This is a genomic window from Streptomyces sp. NBC_00162 (assembly GCF_024611995.1).
Taxonomy (GTDB): Bacteria; Actinomycetota; Actinomycetes; order Streptomycetales; family Streptomycetaceae; genus Streptomyces.
Window position 1 is genome coordinate 6,662,076 of record NZ_CP102509.1, and the last position, 20,842, is coordinate 6,682,917.

A 20,842-nucleotide genomic window follows, 5' to 3' on the forward strand; every position below is an offset into this window, starting at 1 on the left:
GGCCCTGCGGCTGCTCACTTAAATGATCGCGACTGTTGTCAGAGGTGGCGGGTAGGCTCGATCTCAAGATGACCGAAGAACTCTCACCCGCCGAGCGGTACGCCGCTTTCCGGATCCGCGCCGCCGAAGAGGCCACCGCGCTGGCACCCTTCCGCGAGATGTACGAATTCGACCTGGATCCGTACCAGGTCGAGGCCTGTAAGGCGCTGGAGGCGGGCAAGGGCGTCCTGGTGGCCGCTCCGACCGGCTCGGGCAAGACGATCGTCGGCGAGTTCGCCGTGCACCTGGCCCTCCAGCAGGGCCGCAAGTGCTTCTACACGACGCCCATCAAGGCCCTGTCGAACCAGAAGTACGCCGACCTGGTCAAGCGCTACGGCGCCGACAAGGTGGGCCTGCTGACCGGCGACAACAGCGTCAATTCCGAGGCGCCGGTGGTCGTGATGACCACCGAGGTGCTCCGCAACATGCTGTATGCGGGCTCGCAGTCGCTGCGCGGCCTCGGCTATGTCGTGATGGACGAGGTGCACTACCTCTCCGACCGGTTCCGCGGAGCCGTCTGGGAGGAAGTGATCATCCACCTCCCCGAGTCGGTGACCCTGGTGTCGCTGTCGGCGACCGTGTCCAACGCCGAGGAGTTCGGCGACTGGCTGGACACCGTGCGCGGCGACACCGAGGTGATCGTCTCCGAGGAGCGGCCCGTACCGCTGTGGCAGCACGTCATGGCCGGCCGCCGGATCTTCGACCTCTTCGAGGAGGAGTCCGACCACGGCGGCCGCGGCTCCGCCCGCCGGGAGGTCAATCCCGATCTGCTGCGCATGGCGCGCGAGGAGAACAGCCGCACCTACAGTCCCAAGGACCGGCGGCGCGGGAAGATGGTCCGCGAGGCGGACCGCGAGCGCGAGCGGCGCTCCCGCGGCCGGATCTGGACCCCGTCCCGGCCCGAGGTCATCGCCCGCCTCGACGGCGACGGGCTGCTGCCCGCCATCAACTTCATCTTCAGCCGGGCCGGCTGCGAGGCCGCCGTCCAACAGTGTCTGTTCGCGGGCCTGCGGCTCAACGACGACTCGGCGCGGCTCAGGGTCCGCGAGATCGTCGAGGCGCGGACCGCCTCCATCCCCACCGAGGACCTGCACGTCCTGGGCTACTACGAGTGGCTCGAAGGCCTGGAGCGGGGCATCGCCGCGCACCACGCGGGCATGCTGCCCACCTTCAAGGAGGTCGTGGAGGAGCTGTTCGTACGGGGCTTGGTCAAGGCCGTCTTCGCCACCGAGACCCTGGCGCTGGGCATCAACATGCCCGCGCGCACGGTCATCCTGGAGAAGCTGGTCAAGTGGAACGGCGAGCAGCACGCCGACATCACCCCCGGCGAGTACACGCAGCTGACCGGCCGGGCCGGGCGGCGCGGGATCGACGTCGAGGGCCATGCGGTGGTGCTGTGGCAGCGGGCCATGGACCCGGCGGCGCTCGCCGGGCTCGCGGGTACCCGTACCTATCCGCTGCGCTCCAGCTTCAAGCCCTCCTACAACATGGCCGTGAACCTGGTCAGCCAGTTCGGGCGGCACCGCTCGCGCGAGCTGCTGGAGACCTCCTTCGCGCAGTTCCAGGCCGACCGCTCGGTCGTCGGGATCTCCCGGCAGGTGCAGCGCAACGAGGAGGGCCTGGAGGGCTACCGGGAGGGCATGACCTGCCACCTGGGCGACTTCGAGGAGTACGCGCAGCTGCGCCGGGACCTCAAGGACCGCGAGACGGACCTGGCCAAGCAGGGCGCGGCCCAGCGGCGGGTGCAGGCGGCCAGTTCGCTGGAGAAGCTCAAGCCGGGCGACATCATCCACGTGCCGACCGGCAAGTTCGCCGGGCTCGCGCTGGTCCTGGACCCGGGCGTGCCGGCCGGGCGGGTCAACGGGCACCGGGGGTACGAGTATGCGGAGGGCCCGCGTCCGCTGGTGCTCACCGCGGAGCGGCAGGTCAAGCGGCTCGCCGCGATCGACTTCCCGGTCCCGGTGGAAGCCCTCGACCGGATGCGGATCCCCAAGACCTTCAACGCGCGCTCCCCGCAGTCCCGTCGGGACCTGGCGTCCCAGCTGCGGTCCAAGGCCGGGCACATCACGCCGGAACGGCGGGGGCGCGGCCGGGCCGCGGCGGCCGACGACCGCGAGATCGCCCGGCTGCGCGCCGAGCTGCGGGCGCACCCCTGCCACGGCTGCGACGAGCGCGAGGACCACGCCCGCTGGGCGGAGCGCTACCACCGGCTCAAGCGGGACACGCAGCAGCTGGAGCGGCGGATCGAGGGGCGGACGAACACCATCGCCCGCACCTTCGACCGGATCCACGCGCTCCTCACCGAGCTGGACTACCTGCGCGAGGACGAGGTCACCGTGCACGGCAAGCGGCTCGCCCGGCTGTACGGAGAGCTGGACCTGCTGGCCTCCGAGTGCCTGCGCGCGGGCATCTGGGAGGGCCTGAGCCCGGCCGAACTGGCCGCCTGCGTCTCGGCGCTGGTCTTCGAGGCCCGGCAGTCCGACGACGCGGTCGCGCCGAAGGTGCCGGGCGGCGCGGCGAAGGCCGCGCTGGGCGAGATGGTCCACATCTGGGGCCGGCTCGACGCCCTGGAGGAGGAGCACCGCATCAACCAGGCGGAGGGCGTGGGCCAGCGAGAGCCGGACCTCGGCTTCGCGTGGGCGGCGTACCAGTGGGCCTCCGACAAGAGCCTGGACGAGGTGCTGCGCGAGGCGGAGATGCCGGCCGGCGACTTCGTGCGCTGGTGCAAGCAGGTCATCGACGTGCTGGGGCAGATCGCGGCAGCGGCCCCGTCGGCCTCGGGTGACAGCGGGAGCACGGTGGCCCGAAATGCCCGCAAGGCCGTCGACGCCCTGTTGCGGGGTGTAGTGGCCTACAGCTCGGTCGGCTAGGCGCTTTTGGGGCTTCCTCCGAAAGCGGGGATGGCGTGATCTGATCTCTTGCCATGATCGAATCGACGTGCTGTGTGCGACGATCGGCGTATGAGTGGGGGAGCAGACGAAGGGCCGAGACGGGTCGGTCGGCCACGCGCCGACCGGCTGAGACCGCACAGCGGCCGGCCGCCGCGCGAGGAAATCCTCTGCGCGGCGGCCGAGTTGTTCACCGCCCGGGGGTACGCGGCGACCACCACGCGGACGGTCGCCGAACGGGCCGGAATGCGCCAGGCCACGATGTACCACTACTTCGGCGGCAAGGAGGAACTCCTCGCCGAGCTGCTGGAGTCCACGGTCGCACCCTCGCTGGTGCTGGCCCGGCAGCTGCTCGCCGATTCCGGGCGGCCCGCGGCGCGGCGGCTGTGGGAGCTGTGCCGCTCCGACGTACTGCTGCTGTGCGGGGGCCCGTACAACCTGGGGGCGCTGTACCTGCTGCCCGAGGTGGGCGGCGCGCGCTTCGCGCAGTTCCGCCGGATGCGCGGTGAACTGAGGGACGCCTACCGGGTGTTGCTCGACGGGACGGTCGCGGGCGCCGAGCTGGCCGGGGACAGGCCCGCTCTGGCGCTGCGCAACGACCTCGTCTTCGGCCTGATCGAGGGCGTCATGCTGATCCACCGAGCCGATCCGGGGCGGCCGGTGACCGTCTTCGCGGAGGCCACCGCCGACGCGGCGCTGCGCATCGCCGGGGTCGGCGTCGCCTAGGACTCAGCCGCCGGTGCCCGCTTCCCAGGCGGCGCGGTCGTGCCAGGCCTGGAGGGTGCGGCCGCTCTCGAAGCGGTGCGAGATGCCGGTGACCGGGTCGGTGAACTCCAGTACACGGGCCAGGAGTTGCAGCGGCCGCCGGTAGTCGTCCGGAGCGGGGTCGGTGACCTGCGGGTACACCGGGTCGCCGAGGATGGGCAGACCGAGGCTGTTCATGTGCACCCGCAGCTGGTGGGTGCGGCCCGTATGCGGGGTCAGCCGGTAGCGCCCCAACCCGCCCCGGGTGTCGGTGAGTTCCACCAGGGTCTCCGCGTTGGGCTCGCCGCCCGGGACCTCGGTCGCCGCGATGACCCCGCGGGTCTTCTCGATGCGGCTGCGGACGGTGCGCGGGAAGGCGAGCGCCGGATCGTGGGAGGCCAGGGCCTCGTACTCCTTGTGCACGCGGCGCTGCTGGAAGAGGAGCTGGTACGCCCCGCGGTCCTCGGGCCGGATGCTGAACATCACGACTCCCGCGGTCAGCCGGTCCAGCCGGTGCGCCGGGCTGAGGGCGGGCAGGTCCAGCTCCGCGCGGAGCCGGGCGAGGGCGGTCTGGGTGACGTGGCTGCCGCGCGGGGTGGTCGCGAGGAAGTGCGGCTTGTCCACGACCAGGAGGTGCGGGTCGCGGTACACGACGCGGACCGCGAAGGGCACGGGCACCTCCGCCGGAAGGTCCCGGTGGAACCACAGGTAGGCCCCCGGCTCGTACGGGTCCCGCGCCTGCAGGACGCGCCCGCCGGGGCCGAGCACCCGGCCGGAGTCCAGCAGGCGGGCGACGGCCTCGGCGCCGGGTCCGCCCGCGTAGTGCGCGGCGAGGTAGTCACCGAGATCCGGCCACGCGCCGTCGGGATCGGGCGGCAGCCGCAGCCGGACCGGGTCGATGCCGGCGCGCTGGGGGAGGGGAGAAGGGGGTGGCTGGGCTCTGCGTCTCATCGGGGACAGGCTATGCGGGCACCCCTACTGCTCGGTGAAGGTGCCCAGGTGGTTGGCGTCGAGGTATTCGACGCGGAGCGTGCCGTCGGCGAAGGTCACACCGGTGCGGCCGACCGCCATCTCGCCGGTGGTCTCGAAGCTGAAGGTGTCGCCGTCGTAGTGGGTGAGCGGGAAGAGCATCGGCTTGGGGCCGAGGGCGAGGGTCAGCGCGCCCTTGTCGTCGGCCGTCACGGTCGCCTTGCCGTAGTACGGGTTGTCGTAGGTGCCGGTGTAGGCGGCGCTGTCCTTGGCGGGCTTGGCGGAGGCGGGCGGGTGGGCGTAGTCGGTGGGGGATCGGGCGTTGTCGACCTCCTTCGCGTAGACGGACGCGAGCAGGGGCAGCCAGTCGGTCGTGGCCTTGCCGTGCTGGGCGACGTCGAAGAAATCGAGGGCGACGGCGTCGGCCAGGCCGACGGGGGCGCCGTTGGTGAGGACGACGATGCCGAGCTTCTCCAGGGGGAGCATCGTGACGTTGGCGTTGGTACCGAGTTCGAAGGCGCCGGAGTGGCTCAGGCGCAGCCGGCCGGAGTCGTCGTAGGACACGTTCCAGCCGAGGCCGTAGAAGCCGGCGCGGCCGGTGGGGGAGGTGGGCGGCTGCGAGACGATCTCGGGAACGTGCGTGCGGGCGAGCGTGGCGGCGGGGATGATCCGCTTGCCGTCGAGGGTGCCGTCGGCCAGCTGGAGCCGCAGCCAGCGGGACATGTCGCGGGCGGTGGAACTGACGCCGCCGGCGGGGGCTTGGGCGTCCGGGTCGCGGACGTAGCGGGGGCTCCAGGTGCCGTCCGGGTTCTTCACGTGGGTGGAGGCGTGGTCGGGGGCGTTGACGTAGGCGGAGAACTCGGTGCTGGTGTGGGTCATGCCGGCGGGCTTGAAGAGGGTGTCGGCGCTCAGCTTCTGCCAGCCGGTGCCCTTGGCGCGGGCGATGGCCTCGGCGGCGGCGGTGAAGCCGAAGTTGGTGTACGCGTAGCTCGCGCGGAAGGGGGTGAGGGGTTCCAGGCGCAGGTGGTCGAGGATGTACGACTGGTCGTAGCCGAGGTCTTCGAGGAGGTCGCCGGCGTGGTCGGGGAGGCCGCTGCGGTGGGAGAACAGGTCGGCGGTCGAGACGTGTTCGGTGACCCAGGGGTCCTTCAGGGAGAACCCGGGGAGCGCGGTGTGGCGGTCCCACTCGTCGGGGCCGGTGAGGGCGCCGGCCACGACGGTGGAGGAAACGGGCTTGGAGAGCGAGGCGATCTGGAAGACGGTGTCGGGGCCGACCTTCGCGGTGTCGCCGGTTCTGCGGAGCCCGAAGCCCGTGAGGTGGACGACCTTGTCATCGTGGACGACGGCCACGGAGACGCCGGGGACGCCGGTGCGGCGCATCATGTCCTGGACGGTCCGGTCGAGGCCGGCGACGGCCTTGTCGACGGCGTCGTCGCTGATCGAGGGCTGTGGCTCGGGCGGGGGGCTGGGTGCGGTGTTCGCCGCCGCGGTGGCCAGCAGGACCGCGGCCCCGGCGGCCACGGCTGCGCGGAGCGTACGCATGGGGTCATTGTCCCGCCGGACGGGTGAACCCGCGCGGCGCCGTTGCCGGGGCTCCGCCCCAGACCCCGCGCCTCAATCGCCGACGGGGCTGGAGCTTGGCTCGGCGCCGCGCTCAGGTGCGGCGCCGTGGCATGAAAAGGCCTAGGCGGCCGTCGCGTGGTCCTGTTCCGCTTCGACCGCCGCGTTCCAGTCGCGCTTGATCGCGCGCCAGCCCTCGTCCGTCTCGCCCAGGCGCCAGTAGCCCGAGATCGACAGGCGTTCGCGGGCGATGCCGCGCTCCAGGCGGAGGTGGCGGCGCAGCTCCTTCACGAAGCCCGCCTCGCCGTGGACGAAGGCGTGGACGTCCGTGGAGGGGAACTCCATCGTGGTGACCGCCTCCACCAGGGCCTCGCCGATCGGGCGGTCGCCGCGGTGCAGCCAGACCGGGGCGATCCCGTCCGGGGTGGCGACCTTCTGCTCGCCCGCCGGGCCCTCGACCTCCACGAAGGCGATGACCCGGGCACCCGCGGGCATCCGTTCCATCGCCGCCGCGATCGCCGGCAGCGCGCTCTCGTCACCGACCAGCAGGTGCCAGCCGGCCGTCGGGTCCGGGGCGTAGGCGCCGCCCGGGCCGAGGAACCGTACGACCTCACCCGGCAGGACCCGCGCGGCCCACGGGCCGGCCAGACCCTCGTCGCCGTGGACGACGAAGTCGAGCGTCAGCTCGCGGTGGGCCGCGTCCCAGTTCCGTACGGTGTACGCGCGCTGGCGCGGCCACTGCGCCCGGGGGAAGTCGCCGCGGATCCGCTCCAGGTCCCACGGTTCGGGGTACGAGACCCCCTGCGGGGGGAAGAGGATCTTGATGTAGTGGTCGGTGAACTCGCCCGCGCCGAATCCGGCCAGCTCGTCACCACCCAGCACGATGCGCACCATGTGCGGTGTCAGCCGCTCGGTGCGTACGACGACGGCGGTGCCGACGGTGCGGGCGCGTCCTTCTGCCACGGTGTCTCCCCTGACTCCCCTGAACCAACTTAGGATTACCTAAGTTAGCACCTCACGGGTGCAGGGCGCTGCTGAGGCGCGATACGGCTCCACCCAGACCCCACCTATGGGCGAGGGCGTCGACGAGTTCCGGCTGTGCCGGAGTGGCCGGAAGGGCCGGATCGAACGGCGGGAGCGGGACGTCGGCGGCCACCTGGACCACCTTCGGGGCCACGGCCAGGTAGGGACGGGACTCGTCCAGGCGCTTGCGCTGCGTGGGCGTCAGCTTCGACTTCGGATCGCTGATCGCCGCGATGATCCCGGCGAGCGAGCCGTAGGCGTCCAGGAGCTTCGCCGCCGTCTTCTCGCCGATGCCGGGGACGCCCGGCAGGCCGTCGCTCGGGTCCCCGCGCAGCAGCGCCAGGTCCGCGTAGCCGGGGCCGTCCACCCCGTACTTCTCGCGCAGCCAGGCCTCGTCCGTCACCTGGAGGGTGCCCACGCCCTTGAGGGGGTAGAGCACCCGGCGCTGCCGGGCGTCGTCCACCAGCTGGTACAGGTCCCGGTCGCCGGTGACGATGTCCACCGGGCCCGTCGCGCGGGCGGTGAGGGTGCCGATCACGTCGTCCGCCTCGTAACCGGCCACGCCCACACGGGCGATGCCGAAGGCGTCCAGCGCCGCCTCGATGATCGGGACCTGCGGGGCGAGCGTGTCGGGGGTTTCCTCCACGTCAGGGCCGGTCTCGGTCTCCACCGCGACCCGGTGGGCCTTGTACGAGGGGATCAGCTCCACCCGCCAGTGCGGCCGCCAGTCGGCGTCCATGCAGGCCACCAGGTCGTCCGGGCGGTGGTCCTGGACCAGCCGGCCGATGAAGTCGAGCAGCCCGCGCACGGCGTTGACCGGGGTTCCGTCGGGGGCCTTCACGGAGTCCGGCACGCCGAAGTAGGCCCGGTAGTAGAGGGAGGCGGTGTCCAGGAGCATCAGGCGTCGTGTCGTCACGCAGACGATGATGCCGCAACGCCGCCGACGGGCCGCCCGGGTGACCACGGACGGTGAGCGGACCGGTACGGGAACGCCCGTGCACGCGAAACGCGGGGCGGTTGCTGCGTAAGGTGCTTACAGCACACCGATGTGCGACGGACAAGGGGAGGGCAGCCCCGAAATGAACGACAGGGACGGCACGGACGGCCTGGACGACAAGAGCCCCAAGGGCATGGCCATGGACAAGGAAAAGGACAAGGACAAGGACGGCAAGGAACCGCTCCGGGTGGGCGTGGCCGTGCGCAAGCGGCGCCGCGCGCTCCATCTGACCCTTGCCGCCGTGTCGGCGCGCAGCGGGCTGTCGGTCCCCTTCCTGAGCCAGATAGAGAACGAGCGGGCCCGGCCCAGCATGCGGTCCCTTGAGCGGGTCGCCGACGCGCTGGAGACCACGGCCGTCGAGCTGCTCGCCGCGTCCGACACCGCGCGCACGGTGGACCTCGTACGGGCCGGGGACGAATCCGGGCTCACGCCGGTGCCGGGCGTACGGCCCCTCGTCCGCGGGCACCACCAGCTCCACGCCATGGAGTTCACCGGGGACCAGGACGCCGGGCGCGAGTACCAGCACCGCAACGACGAGCTGATGTACGTGGTCGCCGGCGCCTGCCAGGTGGAGGCGGAGGGGCGGGCGTACCGGCTGGAGAGCGGCGACGCGCTGTTCCTGTCGGGAGGCGTACGGCACCGCTGGCGCGCCGTCACCGAGGACACCCGGATCCTGGTGGTGGCGGTGGGCGAACACATCCACGCGACGTCCGAGCCGCCGTCGCCCGGGCGTTGAGCGGCGTGCGGCGGGTCGTTTCGCTGGTGCCGTCCCTGACCGAGGCGGTGGCCGTGAGCGCGCCCGGCCTGCTGGTCGGGGTCACGGACTGGTGCACGCACCCCGGGGACCTCGGGGGCGCGGTGCGGATCGGGGGGACGAAGAACCCCGACGTACGGCGGGTGGCAGAGCTGCGCCCGGACCTGGTGATCGCCAACGAGGAGGAGAACCGGCCCGCCGACCTGGCGGCGCTGCGGGCGGCCGGGGTGGAGGTACTGGTCACCGAGGTACGGGACCTCCCGCAGGCCCTGCGGGAACTGGACCGGCTGCTGGTGGGGGTGCTGGGGCTGGCGAGGCCGGGGTGGCTGGCGGACGCCGAGGCCGCGTGGGCCCGGGTGGAGCCGGCCGCCGAGCTGAGGGCCTTCGTCCCCGTGTGGCGGCGGCCGTGGATGGTGCTGGGCCGGGACACCTTCGCGGGCGACCTCCTCGCCCGGCTGGGGGTGCGCAACGTCTACGCCGGGCACCCGGAGCGCTATCCGAGGATCCCGGCGGAGGAGCTCGCGGCCGCGGGCTGCGATCTGGTGGTGCTCCCGGACGAGCCGTACCGCTTCACCGCGCAGGACGGGCCGGAGGCCTTCCCGGGCCTGCCCGCCGCGCTGGTCAGCGGCCGCCACCTCACCTGGTACGGCCCCTCGCTCGCCGAGGCCCCGACGGTACTGGCCGGGGCCCTGCGCGCGGCGCGCTGACCGGGCCCTCGTAACCTGCCGGAATGCGTACCGGAAGATCTTCTGCCCTGGCCGCCGGAGCGGCCGTGCTGGCAGCCGCCTGCACGGCGCCCGCGTCATCCCCGTCGGCCTCCCCGGCCGCGGCCGCGCCGTCCTCCCCGGCCGCGCCCGCCCCTGCGGGGGCCGGGCGGCTCGATGGCGCCGAACTTCAGGGACGGTGGTGGAACTGGGCCGCCTCCAGCCCCGCGCGCTCCAATCCGGTGAAGGATCCGGACGGTACGTTCTGCGCCGAGAACCAGCCCGCCGACGTCTGGTTCCTCGCCGGCAGCTTCGGTGAGGAGCGGCAGCGGACCTGCTCGGTGCCCGCCGGGCGGCCGGTGGCCTTTCCCCTGGTCAACCTGGTCGCGAACGCATCAGACTGCGCGAGCTGGATGAAGGGGGCGAAGGGCGCCGCGGTGCTGGACGGCAAGCCGCTGACGGCGGAGCGGTACGAGGGCTCCGCGATCCGGCTGACGGGCGTCGAGGGGAACCCGGTGACGGACGGTGCGGGCACCTTCGACGGACTCGCCTGCGGCCTGTGGGTGCAGATCGACCCTCTGACGCCCGGTCCCCACACCCTGCGGATCGCGGGCTCCTCCGGCTCCTTCAAGCTCTCCGTGGGGTACGAACTCCAGGTGGGCTAGCCGGCCAGCAGGCGGCCGGTGAAGAGGCCGTGCAGGGTGTGGGCGGCGGCGAGGAGCCAGGCGGTCAGCAGGGCGAGGAAGAGGGCCGCGGCGAGCCAGGCGAAGGCGGTCAGGCCGGTGTGGCGGGCCAGGCCGGCGGCGCCGGTGACGCAGGTGCCGACGGGGAAGGTCAGGGCCCACCAGGTCATCGCGAAGCCCATGCCGTTTCGGGCGGCCCGTACCAGCATGGCCGAGGCCAGGGCCAGCCACAGCAGGGCGAAACCCATCACGGGGACCCCGTAGACGACCGCGAAGGCGCCGAGCGCACCGGCATAGGGGGCGCCGATCGACTGGGGGGCCATGTCGGCGAGCTGGTTCACGGCGGTGGTGGACTGGCCGAGGGGGCCGAGGACCAGGAAGAGCGTGGGGGTCAGGACCAGGGGGAGGGGCCCGCCCACGATCAGCCGGCCGAAGACCAGGGGGAGCATCAGCAGAGTGGCGAGCAGGCTGATGCCGAACATGGCGTAGCAGGCGAGCAGCAGGGCCTCGCGGGGCTGGCCGGCGGGCAGGTGGGGTATCAGCAGGGGGCCGAGCGCGGCGGAGACCATGGGGGCGACCAGGGGGAGCAGCCAGACGGGGGTGGCCTGCTTCGCCTCGACCTTGTGGCGGACCACCATCAGGTAGGGCACCACCACTGCCATGACCAGGCCGATCGCGGTGCCGGCGGTGAACAGCACGGCGTCCGCGGCCACGGCGGCGCCGGTCCCGATCAGGTCCTTGCCGACGATGAGGGTGCCGCCGCCGACGGCCAGCAGGGCCATCGCGAGGCAGCCGTAGAAGGGGGCGACGGCGGGGTCGAGGAGATGGGCGCGGGCCTGGTCGCGGTGGCGCAGCCAGTGGCCGGCGCGGGCGGTGAGCAGTACGGCGAGGGCGGCGGCGGACAGCGCCCAGACGAGCTGGCAGGCCACGCGCTGGCCGGGGAGCTGGTAGGGGAGGGTGGCGCCGGCGTTGGCGACGATCGCCGTGCCCATGACGGAGGCGTACCAGTTGGGTCCGAGCTGCCGCAGGGCCTTGTGGGCCCGGGGGGCGGTCTCGGGGGTGGTGCCGGTGGTGCGGGGTCGCACGAGGGTGGTGGCCATGGATCCAGCGTGCCGCCGGGGCGGACCGGTAGGCAGAGGTCATGTTCCTATGAGGCCATAAACTGATGTTATGGGTAATGAGGAGTGGGTTCCGCTGGCACACCGGGTGCCGGACCTGGGGGCGCTGGAGCTGCTGCTCGCGGTCGCGCGCGTCGGCAGCCTGAGCGGCGCGGCCCGGCGGCTGGGGATCACCCAGCCGGCGGCGAGCAGCCGGATCCGGGCGATGGAGGCGCGGCTCGGGGTGGCCCTGGTGGACCGCTCGCCGCGGGGGTCGACGCTGACGGCGGAAGGCGCGCTCGTCACGGACTGGGCCCGGCGGGTGGTCGAGGCGGCGGAGGCCTTCGACGCGGGTGCGCAGGCGTTGCGGGGGCGGCGGGACTCGCGGCTGCGGGTGGCCGCCAGTATGACGATCGCGGAGTACCTGCTGCCGGGGTGGCTGATCGCACTGCGCGGGCAGCGGCCGGACACGGCGGTGTCGCTGCACGCCGGGAACTCGGCGGTGGTCGCGGAGCGGGTCCTCGCGCACGAGGCGGACCTCGGCTTCGTGGAGGGGCTGAGGGTCCCCGAGGGGCTGGACTCGGCGGTGATCGCGCAGGACCGGCTGGTGGTGGCGGTGGCGCCGGGCCACGCGTGGGCGCGGCGCTCGAAGGGGGTGGAGGTGGCGGAGCTGGCGGCCGCGCCGCTGATCCTGCGGGAGCGGGGGTCGGGGACGCGGCAGGTGCTGGACGCGGCCCTGGCGGGGTGCGGGGGGCTGGCCGCCCCGCTGCTGGAGCTGGCCTCCACCACCGCGGTGAAGGCGGCGGCGTTGAGCGGGGCGGGGCCGTGTGTCCTGTCGGAGCTGGCGGTGGTGGACGAGCTGGCGGCCCGTCGGCTGGTGGAGGTGCCGGTGGCGGGCGCCGCCCTTGGGCGGGCTCTGCGGGCCGTCTGGCCGGCCGGTGCCCGGCCGGCGGGCCCGGCCCGTGACCTGCTGTCGCTGACCCGGGGGCCGTCCTAGCCGGGGCTTGCCGGGTGCGGCGCCGTTGCGGGGGCTCTGCCCCCGGACGCCCGCGCCTCAATCGCCGGCGGGGCTGAACTTGCCGCTGCGAGGCAACCTCAGCCCCGTAGCGGTCAGGCCACCGGTACCGCTGTGCGGGCCACTGCCGCCTCGATCAGGGAGGCCATCACCCGGGTGTCCTTGTCGCGTTCCGGGTGCCACTGGACGCCCAGGACCCACCGGGCCGGGTCGGGGAGTTCGATGGCCTCCACCGTGCCGTCGAGCGCGTGGGCCGAGACGACCAGGCCGCGGCCCAGGCGGTCGACGGCCTGGTGGTGGTAGGTGGGGACCTCCGCCTGCTCCGGGACCAGGGCCGCGTACCGGGTGCCCGGGACCGGGCGGACCGGGTGCCAGGAGGTGTCGCCCGGGGTGTCGAAGTGGCCGTCGATGTGCTGGATCAGGGTGCCGCCGAGCGCCACGTTCAGCGCCTGCATGCCCCGGCAGATGCCGAGCACGGGTACGTCCTCCTCCAACGCGGCTGCGATCAGGGCCAGTTCCCAGTGATCGCGGACCGTCGCGGGGGCGCCCGTACGGGAGTCACGGGCGGCGCCGTAGTGGACCGGGTCCACGTCGGGGCCGCCCGCGACGACCAGGCCGTCCAGCCGGCTCAGCACCTCCGCCGCCGCCCCGGGTTCGTCCGGCGGCAGCAGCACGGCCGCGCCGCCCGCCGCCTGGACGAGTTCGTAGTACCCGGTCGGTACGAGGGACGTCGGGAGGTCCCACACCCCGTAACGGGTGGATTCCTCCACATAGGTGGTGATGCCGATGAGCGGCCGTGGCACGGGCTTTACCTCCGGAAGGCGATACGGGCAGGGATCAGTCGCAGGTCGGTCGTGGGTCGGTCCCAGGTCAGGTGCGGGTCAGTCGCGGGTCAGTTCCGCCTCGGCTTGCGCCAGCGCCGCGAACTCCTCCTCGGGGGCCGAGGCCACGAGGTGGTGCCGACTGTAGAGCGCGAAGTAGGCGAGTGCGACGGCGTACACGGCCAGCGCGATGAAAGCCGCGTCCTTGTCCACCAGGAAGGTGGCGACCAGGGCCGAGAGGGCGAGTGCGAAGGCCACCGAGGAGGTCAGGACGCCGCCGGGGGTGCGGTACGGCCGCTCCAGGCCGGGCTCCCGGCGGCGCAGCACGATGTGCGAGAGGGCCATCAGGGCGTAGGAGATGGTCGCGCCGAACACGGCGATGTTCAGCATCCGCGCACCGTTCCCGGTGGCGGCGGCCAGCGCGAAGCCGATCGCGCCCGGGATCACCAGACCCAGGTACGGGGCCTTGCGCTTCGAGGTGAGCGAGAGCAGGCGGGGCAGGTAGCCGGCCCGGGAGAGGGCGAAGAGCTGGCGCGAGCCCGCGTAGATGAGCGAGAAGAAGGAGGCCACCAGTCCGGCGAGCCCCGCGTAGTTGACGAAGCGGCTCAGCGCGGTCGGACCGCCGTCCCCCTCCAGGGCCACGACCAGCGGGTTGCCCGCCGACTTGACGGCGTCGGCGCCCTGGGCGCCGGTCGCCGCGAAGAAGGTGATCAGTGCCAGCAGGGCGAGGATGCCCATGGAGATGGCGAGGGCCTTCGGCATGGAGCGGACCGGGTCCTTGGCTTCCTCGGCGGCCAGCGGAACGCCTTCCACACCCAGGAAGAACCACATGCCGAAGGGGAACGCGGCCCAGATGCCCAGGACGCCCAGCGGCAGCCAGGAGTTCGAGCCGAAGGCGCTCGCGTCGACCGGGATGTCGTTCAGGCCGTCGGCGCTGAACTCGGTGAAGGCGCCGACGGCGAAGATCAGCAGCGCGGCGACGGCGACGGCGGTCACGACGAGGCTGAAGCGCAGCGCCTCGCCGACGCCCCAGAGATGGACTCCGATGAAGACGACGAAGCAGCCGAGGTAGACGGGCCAGCTGGAGGTGAGGCCGAAGAGGCCGAGGGATTCCACGTAGTCGCCGATGAAGATCACGATGGCGGCCGGGGCCAGGATGTACTCGATGAGGATGGCGGTGCCGGTGAGGAAGCCGCCCCAGGGGCCCAGCGCGCGGCGGGCGAATCCGTAGCCGCCGCCCGCCGTCGGCAGGATGGCGGAGAGCTCCGCCAGGGAGAAGACCAGGCAGGCGTACATCGCGCCCATCAGGACGGTGGCGATGGCGAGGCCGCCGAAGCCGCCCTTCTCGAGGCCGAAGTTCCAGCCGGAGAAGTCGCCGGAGACCACGTAGGCGACGCCGAGGCCGGTCAGGAGCAGCCAGCCGGCGCTGCCGCGGCGCAGCGTGCGCCGCTCAAGGTAGTCGTCGTGGCTGTCGCCGCCCTCGGGGGACGTGGTGGGTGCGGGCACGGCTGTCAGCCGTGCCTCGATGTCGTCGGCCATCGTGCGCTCCTGCCTCGGGGCAATGGTTGTGGGGCGTACCTTTGTCGTAGAGCGGTGGAGAGCGCAAGACCTCTGCGTTAAACAGAAGTTACGAAAACCTCCGGGCGGGCCGGACGGGTCATGCCAGGAAGCCCCGCAGCAGGGCCGCCGTGCCGCAGCAGTGCTCGCGCATCGTCTCGCGCGCACCGGCCGGATCCCGTTCCAGTACGGACTCCACCAGTGCGGTGTGCTGCTGCTGCGAGTGCTCCAGGTTGCGCACCAGCAGCGGGATGCAGTCCAGCAGGTCGTTGACCGTGGCCCGGACGGCGGCGTACTGGGCCGTCAGGGAGGCGGACCCGGCCAGTTCGCACAGGGTCAGGTGGAAGAGCGTGTCCTGGCGCCGGTAGTCGGCGAGCGGGGCGTCGTGGGTGGCGGTCAGCGCGCCGAGCAGCCGTTCGGCGCCCTCCTCGGTCAGCCCCTGCGAGGCGCAGAGGCCGGCCGCCCCCACCTCCAGGACCTCGCGGAACCGCAGGACGTCCTCGATGTCCACGCCCGCGACGCGCCGGCGCAGCTCCTCCTCGACGCCGCCCGCCGGGGTGTACGTGCGGGGCAGCACGAACGTTCCTCCGTACCGGCCGCGTCGCGCCTCCACCAGCCCCTGGTCCTGCAGGACCTTCAGCACCTCGCGCAGCGTGACCCGGCTGATCCCCATCCGCTCGGCCAGCTCGCGCTCGGGAGGAAGCCGTTCGCCGCCCGGCACCAGACCCAGCCGGACCACCTGGAGGATCTGCTCCAGCGCCTCCTCGAAACCGTTGCCCGCCCGCACCTGCCGCAGCACGGGATTCAGCCGCGCGATCGCGCCACCCTCGCTCGCCGTGTCGGTCATCTCGGCTCCTCCCCTTCCCAAGCAATGGTTCTATTCAATACCTTAGGCCTCCTCGGCTCACCGAAGGAGAGATTCCCGTGGTAGACCGCAAGCCGCCGCTCGCGACCGAGGAGCTCCGCTCCCTGATCGCCAGCGGTGAGATCGACACAGTCGTCCTGGCCTTCCCCGACATGCAGGGGCGCCTCCAGGGCAAGCGGTTCGCCGCACAGTTCTTCCTGGACGAGGTCCTCGCGCACGGCACCGAGGGCTGCAACTACCTCCTCGCCGTCGACACCGACATGAACACCGTCGACGGATACGAGATGTCCTCCTGGGACCGGGGCTACGGCGACTTCGCCATGCACCCCGACCTCTCCACCCTGCGCCGCATCCCCTGGAACCCCGGCAGTGCCTTCCTCCTCGCCGACCTGGCCTGGAACGACGGCACGCCGGTCGTCGCCGGGCCCCGGCAGATCCTGCGCCGCCAGCTCGAGCGCCTCGCCGAGCACGGATACACCGCGATGGTCGGCACCGAGCTGGAGTTCATGGTCTTCCAGGACACCTACGAGCAGGCCTGGAACGCCAACTACCGCGGCCTGACCCCCGCCAACCAGTACAACATCGACTACTCCGTCCTCGGGACCGGACGCATCGAACCGCTGCTGCGCCGCATCCGCAACGAGATGCAGGCCGCGGGCCTGATCGTCGAGTCCGCGAAGGGGGAGTGCAACCTCGGCCAGCACGAGATCGCCTTCCGCTACGACGAGGCGCTGACCACCTGCGACCAGCACGCCGTCTACAAGACCGGCGCGAAGGAGATCGCCGCCCAGGAGGGCGTCTCGCTCACCTTCATGGCCAAGTACGACGAGCGCGAGGGCAACTCCTGTCACATCCACCTCTCACTGGCCGACGCCGACGGACGCAACGCGATGGCCGCCGCCGACGGGGACGACCAGGAACTCGGTATGTCACCGGTGATGCGGCACTTCCTGGCCGGTCAGCTGGCCGCGCTGCGCGACTTCTCCCTTCTCTACGCCCCGAACATCAACTCGTACAAGCGTTTCCGGCCGGGATCCTTCGCGCCGACCGCCGTCGCCTGGGGCGTGGACAACCGGACCTGCGCACTCCGAGTGGTCGGCCACGGCCGTTCCATGCGCTTCGAGAACCGGCTGCCCGGCGGTGACGTCAACCCGTACCTCGCCGTCGCGGGCCTGGTGGCGGCCGGGATCTACGGCATCGAGAACCGCCTCGAACTGCCCGAGGTGTGCACGGGGAACGCGTACACCGCCGACTACGCGCACGTCCCGGCGACCTTGCGCGAGGCCGCCGAGCTCTGGGAGAACAGCGAGATCGCCAAGGCCGCCTTCGGCCCCGAAGTGGTCGCCCACTACCGGAACATGGCCCGCGTGGAACTCGACGCGTACGACTCCGCGGTGACCGACTGGGAGCTGCGCCGCTCCTTCGAACGCCTGTAATCACACCGACCGCACCGACCGCACCGACCGCACCGACCGCACCGACCGCACCGACCGCACCGAACGCACCGACCGCACCGAACGTCTGAGAGGCACCACGTGTCCGATGCGCTGGCCCCACTCACTTTGAGAGTGCTGAATCCGGCCACCGAGGAAACCGTCGCCATCGTCCCGGCCGCCACACGGGACGATGTCGACGCCGCCGTCGCCCGTGCCGCCGCGGCCCAGCGCGGCTGGGCGGCGGCCGCCCCCGCCGACCGGGCCCGGCTCCTGCGCCGCTTCGCCGCCGTGGTCGACGGCCACGTCGAGGAACTGGCCCAGCTGGAGGTCCGCGAAGCCGGTCACACCATCGGCAACGCCCGCTGGGAAGCCGGCAACGTACGCGACCTGCTCGACTTCGCCGCCGGGGGAGTGGAACGGCTCTCCGGCCGCCAGATCCCCGTCGCCGGCGGCATCGACGTCACCTTCCTCGAACCCCTCGGCGTCATCGGCGTGATCGCCCCGTGGAACTTCCCCATGCCGATCGCCGCCTGGGGCCTGGCCCCGGCCCTCGCCGCAGGCAACGCCGTCATCCTCAAACCCGCCGAGACCACCCCGCTCACCGCGCTGCGCCTCGCCGAACTCGCCCTCGAAGCCGGGATCCCCGAGAACCTCTTCCAGGTGCTGCCCGGCCACGGAGCGGTCGCGGGCGACGCACTCGTCGAGCACCCCGGCGTGGCGAAGATCGTCTTCACCGGCTCCACCGGCGTCGGCAAGCAGATCATGGCCAAGTGCGCCGACCGGGTGAAGCGCGTCACCCTCGAACTCGGCGGCAAGAGCCCCAACATCGTCTTCGCGGACGCCGACCTGGAAGCCGCGGCGGCCGCGGCCCCGATGGCCTTCCTCGACAACACCGGCCAGGACTGCTGCGCCCGTACCCGGATCCTCGTACAGCGCTCCGTCTACGACCGCTTCCTGGAGCTCGTCGCCCCCGGCATCGAATCCGTGGCGGTCGGCGACCCCCTCGACGAGAAGACCCAGATGGGCCCGCTCATCTCGCGCACCCAGCTGGAGCGCGTACGGTCCTACGTCACCGCGGACCTCACCGCGATCCGCGGCAAGGCCCCCGAGGGCCCGGGCTTCTGGTACCCGCCGACCCTCGTCACGGACGTCGCCCCCACTGCGCCCGTCGCCGCCGAGGAGGTCTTCGGCCCGGTCGCCGTCGTCTTGCCCTTCGAGGACGAGGAGGACGCGGTACGCCTGGCCAACGCGACCGAGTACGGCCTCTCCGGCTCCCTCTGGACCCGCGACATCGGCCGCGCGCTGCGCGTCTCGCGCGCCGTCGCCGCCGGCAATCTGTCCGTCAACTCTCACAGCAGCGTCCGCTACTGGACCCCCTTCGGCGGCTACAAGCAGTCCGGCCTCGGCCGCGAGCTCGGACCCGACGCCCTCACCGCTTTCACCGAGACCAAGAACGTCTTCATCAGCACGGAGGCCTGAACCGCATGTCGAACGAGAAGAACGAAGAGATCGTCTGCCGCCGTCTGGTCGGCCGTACCGCCGTCATCACCGGAGCCGGCAGCGGCATCGGTCTCGCCACGGCCCGCCGCCTGGCCTCCGAGGGCGCCAACATCGTCTGCGGCGACATTGACGAGACGGCCGGCAAGGCCGCGGCCGAGGAGGTCGGCGGCACCTTCGTGAAGGTCGACGTCACCAGCCCCGAGGAGGTCGAGGCACTCTTCAAGACAGCCTTCGACACCTACGGCTCCGTCGACATCGCCTTCAACAACGCGGGCATCTCGCCGCCGGACGACGACTCCATCCTCACCACCGGCCTGGAGGCCTGGAAGCGCGTCCAGGACGTCAACCTCACCTCCGTCTACCTGTGCTGCAAGGCCGCGCTCCCCTACATGCAGCGCCAGGGCCGCGGCTCCATCATCAACACCGCCTCCTTCGTGGCCATCATGGGCGCCGCCACCTCGCAGATCTCCTACACCGCCTCCAAGGGCGGCGTCCTGGCCATGTCCCGCGAGCTCGGCGTGCAGTTCGCCCGCGAGGGCATCCGCGTCAACGCCCTGTGCCCGGGGCCGGTCAACACCCCGCTCCTCCAGGAGCTGTTCGCGAAGGACCCGGAGCGCGCCGCCCGCCGGCTCGTGCACATCCCGCTGGGCCGGTTCGCCGAGCCCACCGAGATCGCCGCGGCCGTCGCCTTCCTCGCCAGCGACGACTCGTCCTTCATCAACGCGACCGACTTCCTGGTCGACGGCGGTATCTCCGGCGCGTACGTGACCCCGCTGTAGCCCGTCCCGTCAGCCGACCCGGCCGACCCCAGCCGACCAACAGCCGGGCGCCGCGAGGTGCCCGGCTGTTTCCTTTCCCGATTACCCCGAGGAGCAGCATGCAGAGAAGATGGGCGGCCCCCCTCGCCCTCATGGCGGTGACCGGTTCCGGTCTCCTCCTGGCACCGCCGGCCCAGGCGGGCCAGGCAGCCCAGGCGGGCGACGCCGGGTGTTCCCGGGTGACGGTCGGCGCCGGCTGGTACGGGGACAACCAGGCCCGCCTCCAGCAGCTCGTCGACCAGTACGGCCGCTGCAACCCCCACCGGCCCGGCGGCGCCCGTACCAAGCCCGTCGCCGTCTTCGACTGGGACAACACCGTCGTCAAGAACGACGTCGGCGACGCCACGATGTTCTGGCTGCTGCGCAACGGCAGGTTCCGCCAGCCCGCCCGCGGGGACTGGACCACCACCAGCCGCTTCCTCACCCCGGCCGCGGCCACGGCGCTGGCCCAGGCCTGCGGCCCGCTCGCCCGCCCCGGCACACCCCTGCCCACGGGCACCCCCGAGGGCGCGGGCTGCGCCGACGAGCTCAACAGCGTCTACGGCACGGCCGCCACCCGGACCGGCGCGGCCGCCTTCGCCGGCTGGGACCGCCGCACGAACGAGCCCTCGTACGCCTGGCTCCCGCAGCTGATGCAGGGCTGGACCGCCCGCGAGATCCGCGGCTTCGCCGCCGCCGCGCGCACCGAGAACCTCGCCGCGCCCATCGGCAGCGCGCAGCAGGTCGGCAGCGGCACCGCCACCGGCTGGGTCCGCTACTACGACCAGCAGAAGGACCTGATCAAGGGCCTGCGGAAGGCCGGCTTCGATGTCTGGATCAGCTCGGCCTCGCCGCAGCCGGTCGTCGAGGTGTGGGCCAAGGGCGTCGGCATCGACGCGGACCACGTGATCGGCATCCGCAACACCACCGCGCGGGACGGGAGGCTCACCGCCCACCTGCAGGGCTGCGGATCCGTCGAGGACGGCGCCGACACGATGATCACGTACATCGACGGCAAGCGCTGCTGGATCAACAAGGAGATATTCGGCGTGCGCGGCGCGGCCGCCGAGAAGGTCCAGCCGGCCGCCCGCCGCCAGGTGTTCGCCGCAGGCGACTCCGACACCGACATCTCGTTCCTGCGCGACGCGACCGCCCTGCGGCTCGTCGTCAACCGCAACAAGAACGAGCTGATGTGCCGGGCCTACGACAACAGCGACGGCCGCTGGATCGTCAACCCCATGTTCATAGAGCCGAAGCAGCAGAAGGCCACCCCGTACCCGTGCTCCACGACGGGCTACGTCGGCCACGACGGCACCAAGGGCCCGGTCCTCCGGGGTGACGCGAGCGTCATCCCGGACCAGACGGACTCCGTCTTCCAGAAGGGGTCTTAAGG

The 20,842-nt window shown here is 72.3% G+C and carries 18 protein-coding genes; 10 read left to right on the top strand and 8 right to left on the bottom strand.

What is annotated here, in order from left to right; all coding sequences use genetic code 11:
- The first annotated feature begins 68 nt into the window (after window positions 1-68).
- Window positions 69-2,909 (top strand): DEAD/DEAH box helicase, encoded by a 2,841-nt coding sequence (locus tag JIW86_RS30890; RefSeq protein ID WP_257557062.1) that lies wholly within the window; start codon window positions 69-71, stop codon window positions 2,907-2,909.
- Window positions 2,910-2,999: 90 nt separating this feature from the next.
- Window positions 3,000-3,653, top strand: a complete 654-nt coding sequence (locus tag JIW86_RS30895) for a TetR/AcrR family transcriptional regulator (RefSeq protein ID WP_257557064.1) — start codon at window positions 3,000-3,002, stop codon at window positions 3,651-3,653.
- Window positions 3,654-3,656: 3 nt separating this feature from the next.
- Here JIW86_RS30895 and JIW86_RS30900 read toward each other — a convergent pair whose 3' ends face one another.
- The 4 genes from JIW86_RS30900 to JIW86_RS30915 all read right to left on the bottom strand — a co-directional run bounded on the left by JIW86_RS30900 (window position 3,657) and on the right by JIW86_RS30915 (window position 8,121).
- Window positions 3,657-4,622: an RluA family pseudouridine synthase gene (locus tag JIW86_RS30900; protein WP_257557065.1), complete on the bottom strand. Its 966-nt coding sequence runs from the start codon at window positions 4,620-4,622 to the stop codon at window positions 3,657-3,659.
- 24 nt (window positions 4,623-4,646) lie between these two features.
- On the bottom strand, window positions 4,647-6,182 hold the full coding sequence (locus tag JIW86_RS30905; protein WP_257557066.1) for a serine hydrolase: 1,536 nt from the start codon (window positions 6,180-6,182) through the stop codon (window positions 4,647-4,649).
- A 141-nt stretch (window positions 6,183-6,323) separates the two neighbouring features.
- Complete coding sequence (locus JIW86_RS30910) at window positions 6,324-7,163, bottom strand: siderophore-interacting protein (protein WP_257557067.1); 840 nt, start codon at window positions 7,161-7,163, stop codon at window positions 6,324-6,326.
- A gap of 52 nt (window positions 7,164-7,215) precedes the next feature.
- Complete coding sequence (locus JIW86_RS30915; RefSeq protein ID WP_257559504.1) at window positions 7,216-8,121, bottom strand: 5'-3' exonuclease; 906 nt, start codon at window positions 8,119-8,121, stop codon at window positions 7,216-7,218.
- A 238-nt stretch (window positions 8,122-8,359) separates the two neighbouring features.
- Between JIW86_RS30915 and JIW86_RS30920 the strand changes: the two genes are divergently transcribed.
- Genes JIW86_RS30920 through JIW86_RS30930 form a run of 3 tightly spaced genes read left to right on the top strand, consistent with a single transcriptional unit; the run spans window position 8,360 to window position 10,343 of the window.
- A complete protein-coding gene (locus tag JIW86_RS30920; protein ID WP_257559505.1) occupies window positions 8,360-8,956 on the top strand; it encodes a helix-turn-helix domain-containing protein in 597 nt (198 codons plus the stop codon).
- 5 nt (window positions 8,957-8,961) lie between these two features.
- Entirely contained in the window at window positions 8,962-9,681 is a 720-nt protein-coding gene (locus JIW86_RS30925) for a helical backbone metal receptor (RefSeq protein ID WP_257557068.1), read from the top strand.
- Window positions 9,682-9,704: 23 nt separating this feature from the next.
- Window positions 9,705-10,343 carry a signal protein gene (locus JIW86_RS30930; RefSeq protein WP_257557069.1) on the top strand — a complete coding sequence of 213 codons (639 nt, stop codon included), beginning with the start codon at window positions 9,705-9,707 and terminating at the stop codon, window positions 10,341-10,343.
- Here the strand turns inward: JIW86_RS30930 and JIW86_RS30935 are convergent.
- A complete protein-coding gene (locus JIW86_RS30935; protein ID WP_257557070.1) occupies window positions 10,340-11,461 on the bottom strand; it encodes a TDT family transporter in 1,122 nt (373 codons plus the stop codon). The genes JIW86_RS30930 and JIW86_RS30935 overlap by 4 nt on opposite strands.
- 70 nt (window positions 11,462-11,531) lie before the next feature.
- Here JIW86_RS30935 and JIW86_RS30940 point away from each other — a divergent pair, with 70 nt between their 5' ends.
- Window positions 11,532-12,455: a LysR family transcriptional regulator gene (locus JIW86_RS30940; RefSeq protein WP_257557071.1), complete on the top strand. Its 924-nt coding sequence runs from the start codon at window positions 11,532-11,534 to the stop codon at window positions 12,453-12,455.
- A 113-nt stretch (window positions 12,456-12,568) separates the two neighbouring features.
- On the opposite strand, the gene JIW86_RS30945 is transcribed toward JIW86_RS30940, so the two are convergent.
- From JIW86_RS30945 to JIW86_RS30955, 3 genes are all read right to left on the bottom strand, one after another.
- Window positions 12,569-13,276, bottom strand: coding sequence for a gamma-glutamyl-gamma-aminobutyrate hydrolase family protein (locus JIW86_RS30945; RefSeq protein WP_215140799.1), 708 nt, complete (start codon window positions 13,274-13,276; stop codon window positions 12,569-12,571).
- A gap of 78 nt (window positions 13,277-13,354) precedes the next feature.
- On the bottom strand, window positions 13,355-14,833 hold the full coding sequence (gene eat, locus JIW86_RS30950) for an ethanolamine permease (protein ID WP_257557073.1): 1,479 nt from the start codon (window positions 14,831-14,833) through the stop codon (window positions 13,355-13,357).
- A gap of 118 nt (window positions 14,834-14,951) precedes the next feature.
- Window positions 14,952-15,698 (bottom strand): FadR/GntR family transcriptional regulator, encoded by a 747-nt coding sequence (locus tag JIW86_RS30955; protein WP_215140800.1) that lies wholly within the window; start codon window positions 15,696-15,698, stop codon window positions 14,952-14,954.
- Between the two features lie 77 nt (window positions 15,699-15,775).
- Between JIW86_RS30955 and JIW86_RS30960 the strand changes: the two genes are divergently transcribed.
- From JIW86_RS30960 to JIW86_RS41475, 4 genes are all read left to right on the top strand, one after another.
- Window positions 15,776-17,152, top strand: a complete 1,377-nt coding sequence (locus JIW86_RS30960; RefSeq protein WP_215140801.1) for a glutamine synthetase family protein — start codon at window positions 15,776-15,778, stop codon at window positions 17,150-17,152.
- A gap of 132 nt (window positions 17,153-17,284) precedes the next feature.
- On the top strand, window positions 17,285-18,631 hold the full coding sequence (locus JIW86_RS30965) for an aldehyde dehydrogenase family protein (RefSeq protein ID WP_416237624.1): 1,347 nt from the start codon (window positions 17,285-17,287) through the stop codon (window positions 18,629-18,631).
- Between the two features lie 5 nt (window positions 18,632-18,636).
- On the top strand, window positions 18,637-19,431 hold the full coding sequence (locus JIW86_RS30970; RefSeq protein WP_215140802.1) for a 3-oxoacyl-ACP reductase: 795 nt from the start codon (window positions 18,637-18,639) through the stop codon (window positions 19,429-19,431).
- 98 nt (window positions 19,432-19,529) lie between these two features.
- A complete protein-coding gene (locus tag JIW86_RS41475; protein ID WP_263862074.1) occupies window positions 19,530-20,840 on the top strand; it encodes a haloacid dehalogenase-like hydrolase in 1,311 nt (436 codons plus the stop codon).
- Window positions 20,841-20,842 lie beyond the last annotated feature (2 nt).

What these genes read in the sequence shown, in the direction of transcription:
- JIW86_RS30890 (WP_257557062.1), top strand. Translation starts at nt 69, where the DNA reads ATGACCGAAGAACTCTCACCCGCCGAGCGGTACGCCGCTTTCCGGATC.
- JIW86_RS30895 (WP_257557064.1), top strand. Translation starts at nt 3,000, where the DNA reads ATGAGTGGGGGAGCAGACGAAGGGCCGAGACGGGTCGGTCGGCCACGC.
- JIW86_RS30900 (WP_257557065.1), bottom strand. Translation starts at nt 4,622, where the DNA reads ATGAGACGCAGAGCCCAGCCACCCCCTTCTCCCCTCCCCCAGCGCGCC.
- JIW86_RS30905 (WP_257557066.1), bottom strand. Translation starts at nt 6,182, where the DNA reads ATGCGTACGCTCCGCGCAGCCGTGGCCGCCGGGGCCGCGGTCCTGCTG.
- JIW86_RS30915 (WP_257559504.1), bottom strand. Translation starts at nt 8,121, where the DNA reads ATGCTCCTGGACACCGCCTCCCTCTACTACCGGGCCTACTTCGGCGTG.
- JIW86_RS30920 (WP_257559505.1), top strand. Translation starts at nt 8,360, where the DNA reads ATGGACAAGGAAAAGGACAAGGACAAGGACGGCAAGGAACCGCTCCGG.
- JIW86_RS30930 (WP_257557069.1), top strand. Translation starts at nt 9,705, where the DNA reads ATGCGTACCGGAAGATCTTCTGCCCTGGCCGCCGGAGCGGCCGTGCTG.
- JIW86_RS30935 (WP_257557070.1), bottom strand. Translation starts at nt 11,461, where the DNA reads ATGGCCACCACCCTCGTGCGACCCCGCACCACCGGCACCACCCCCGAG.
- JIW86_RS30940 (WP_257557071.1), top strand. Translation starts at nt 11,532, where the DNA reads ATGGGTAATGAGGAGTGGGTTCCGCTGGCACACCGGGTGCCGGACCTG.
- eat (WP_257557073.1), bottom strand. Translation starts at nt 14,833, where the DNA reads ATGGCCGACGACATCGAGGCACGGCTGACAGCCGTGCCCGCACCCACC.
- JIW86_RS30955 (WP_215140800.1), bottom strand. Translation starts at nt 15,698, where the DNA reads ATGACCGACACGGCGAGCGAGGGTGGCGCGATCGCGCGGCTGAATCCC.
- JIW86_RS30970 (WP_215140802.1), top strand. Translation starts at nt 18,637, where the DNA reads ATGTCGAACGAGAAGAACGAAGAGATCGTCTGCCGCCGTCTGGTCGGC.
- JIW86_RS41475 (WP_263862074.1), top strand. Translation starts at nt 19,530, where the DNA reads ATGCAGAGAAGATGGGCGGCCCCCCTCGCCCTCATGGCGGTGACCGGT.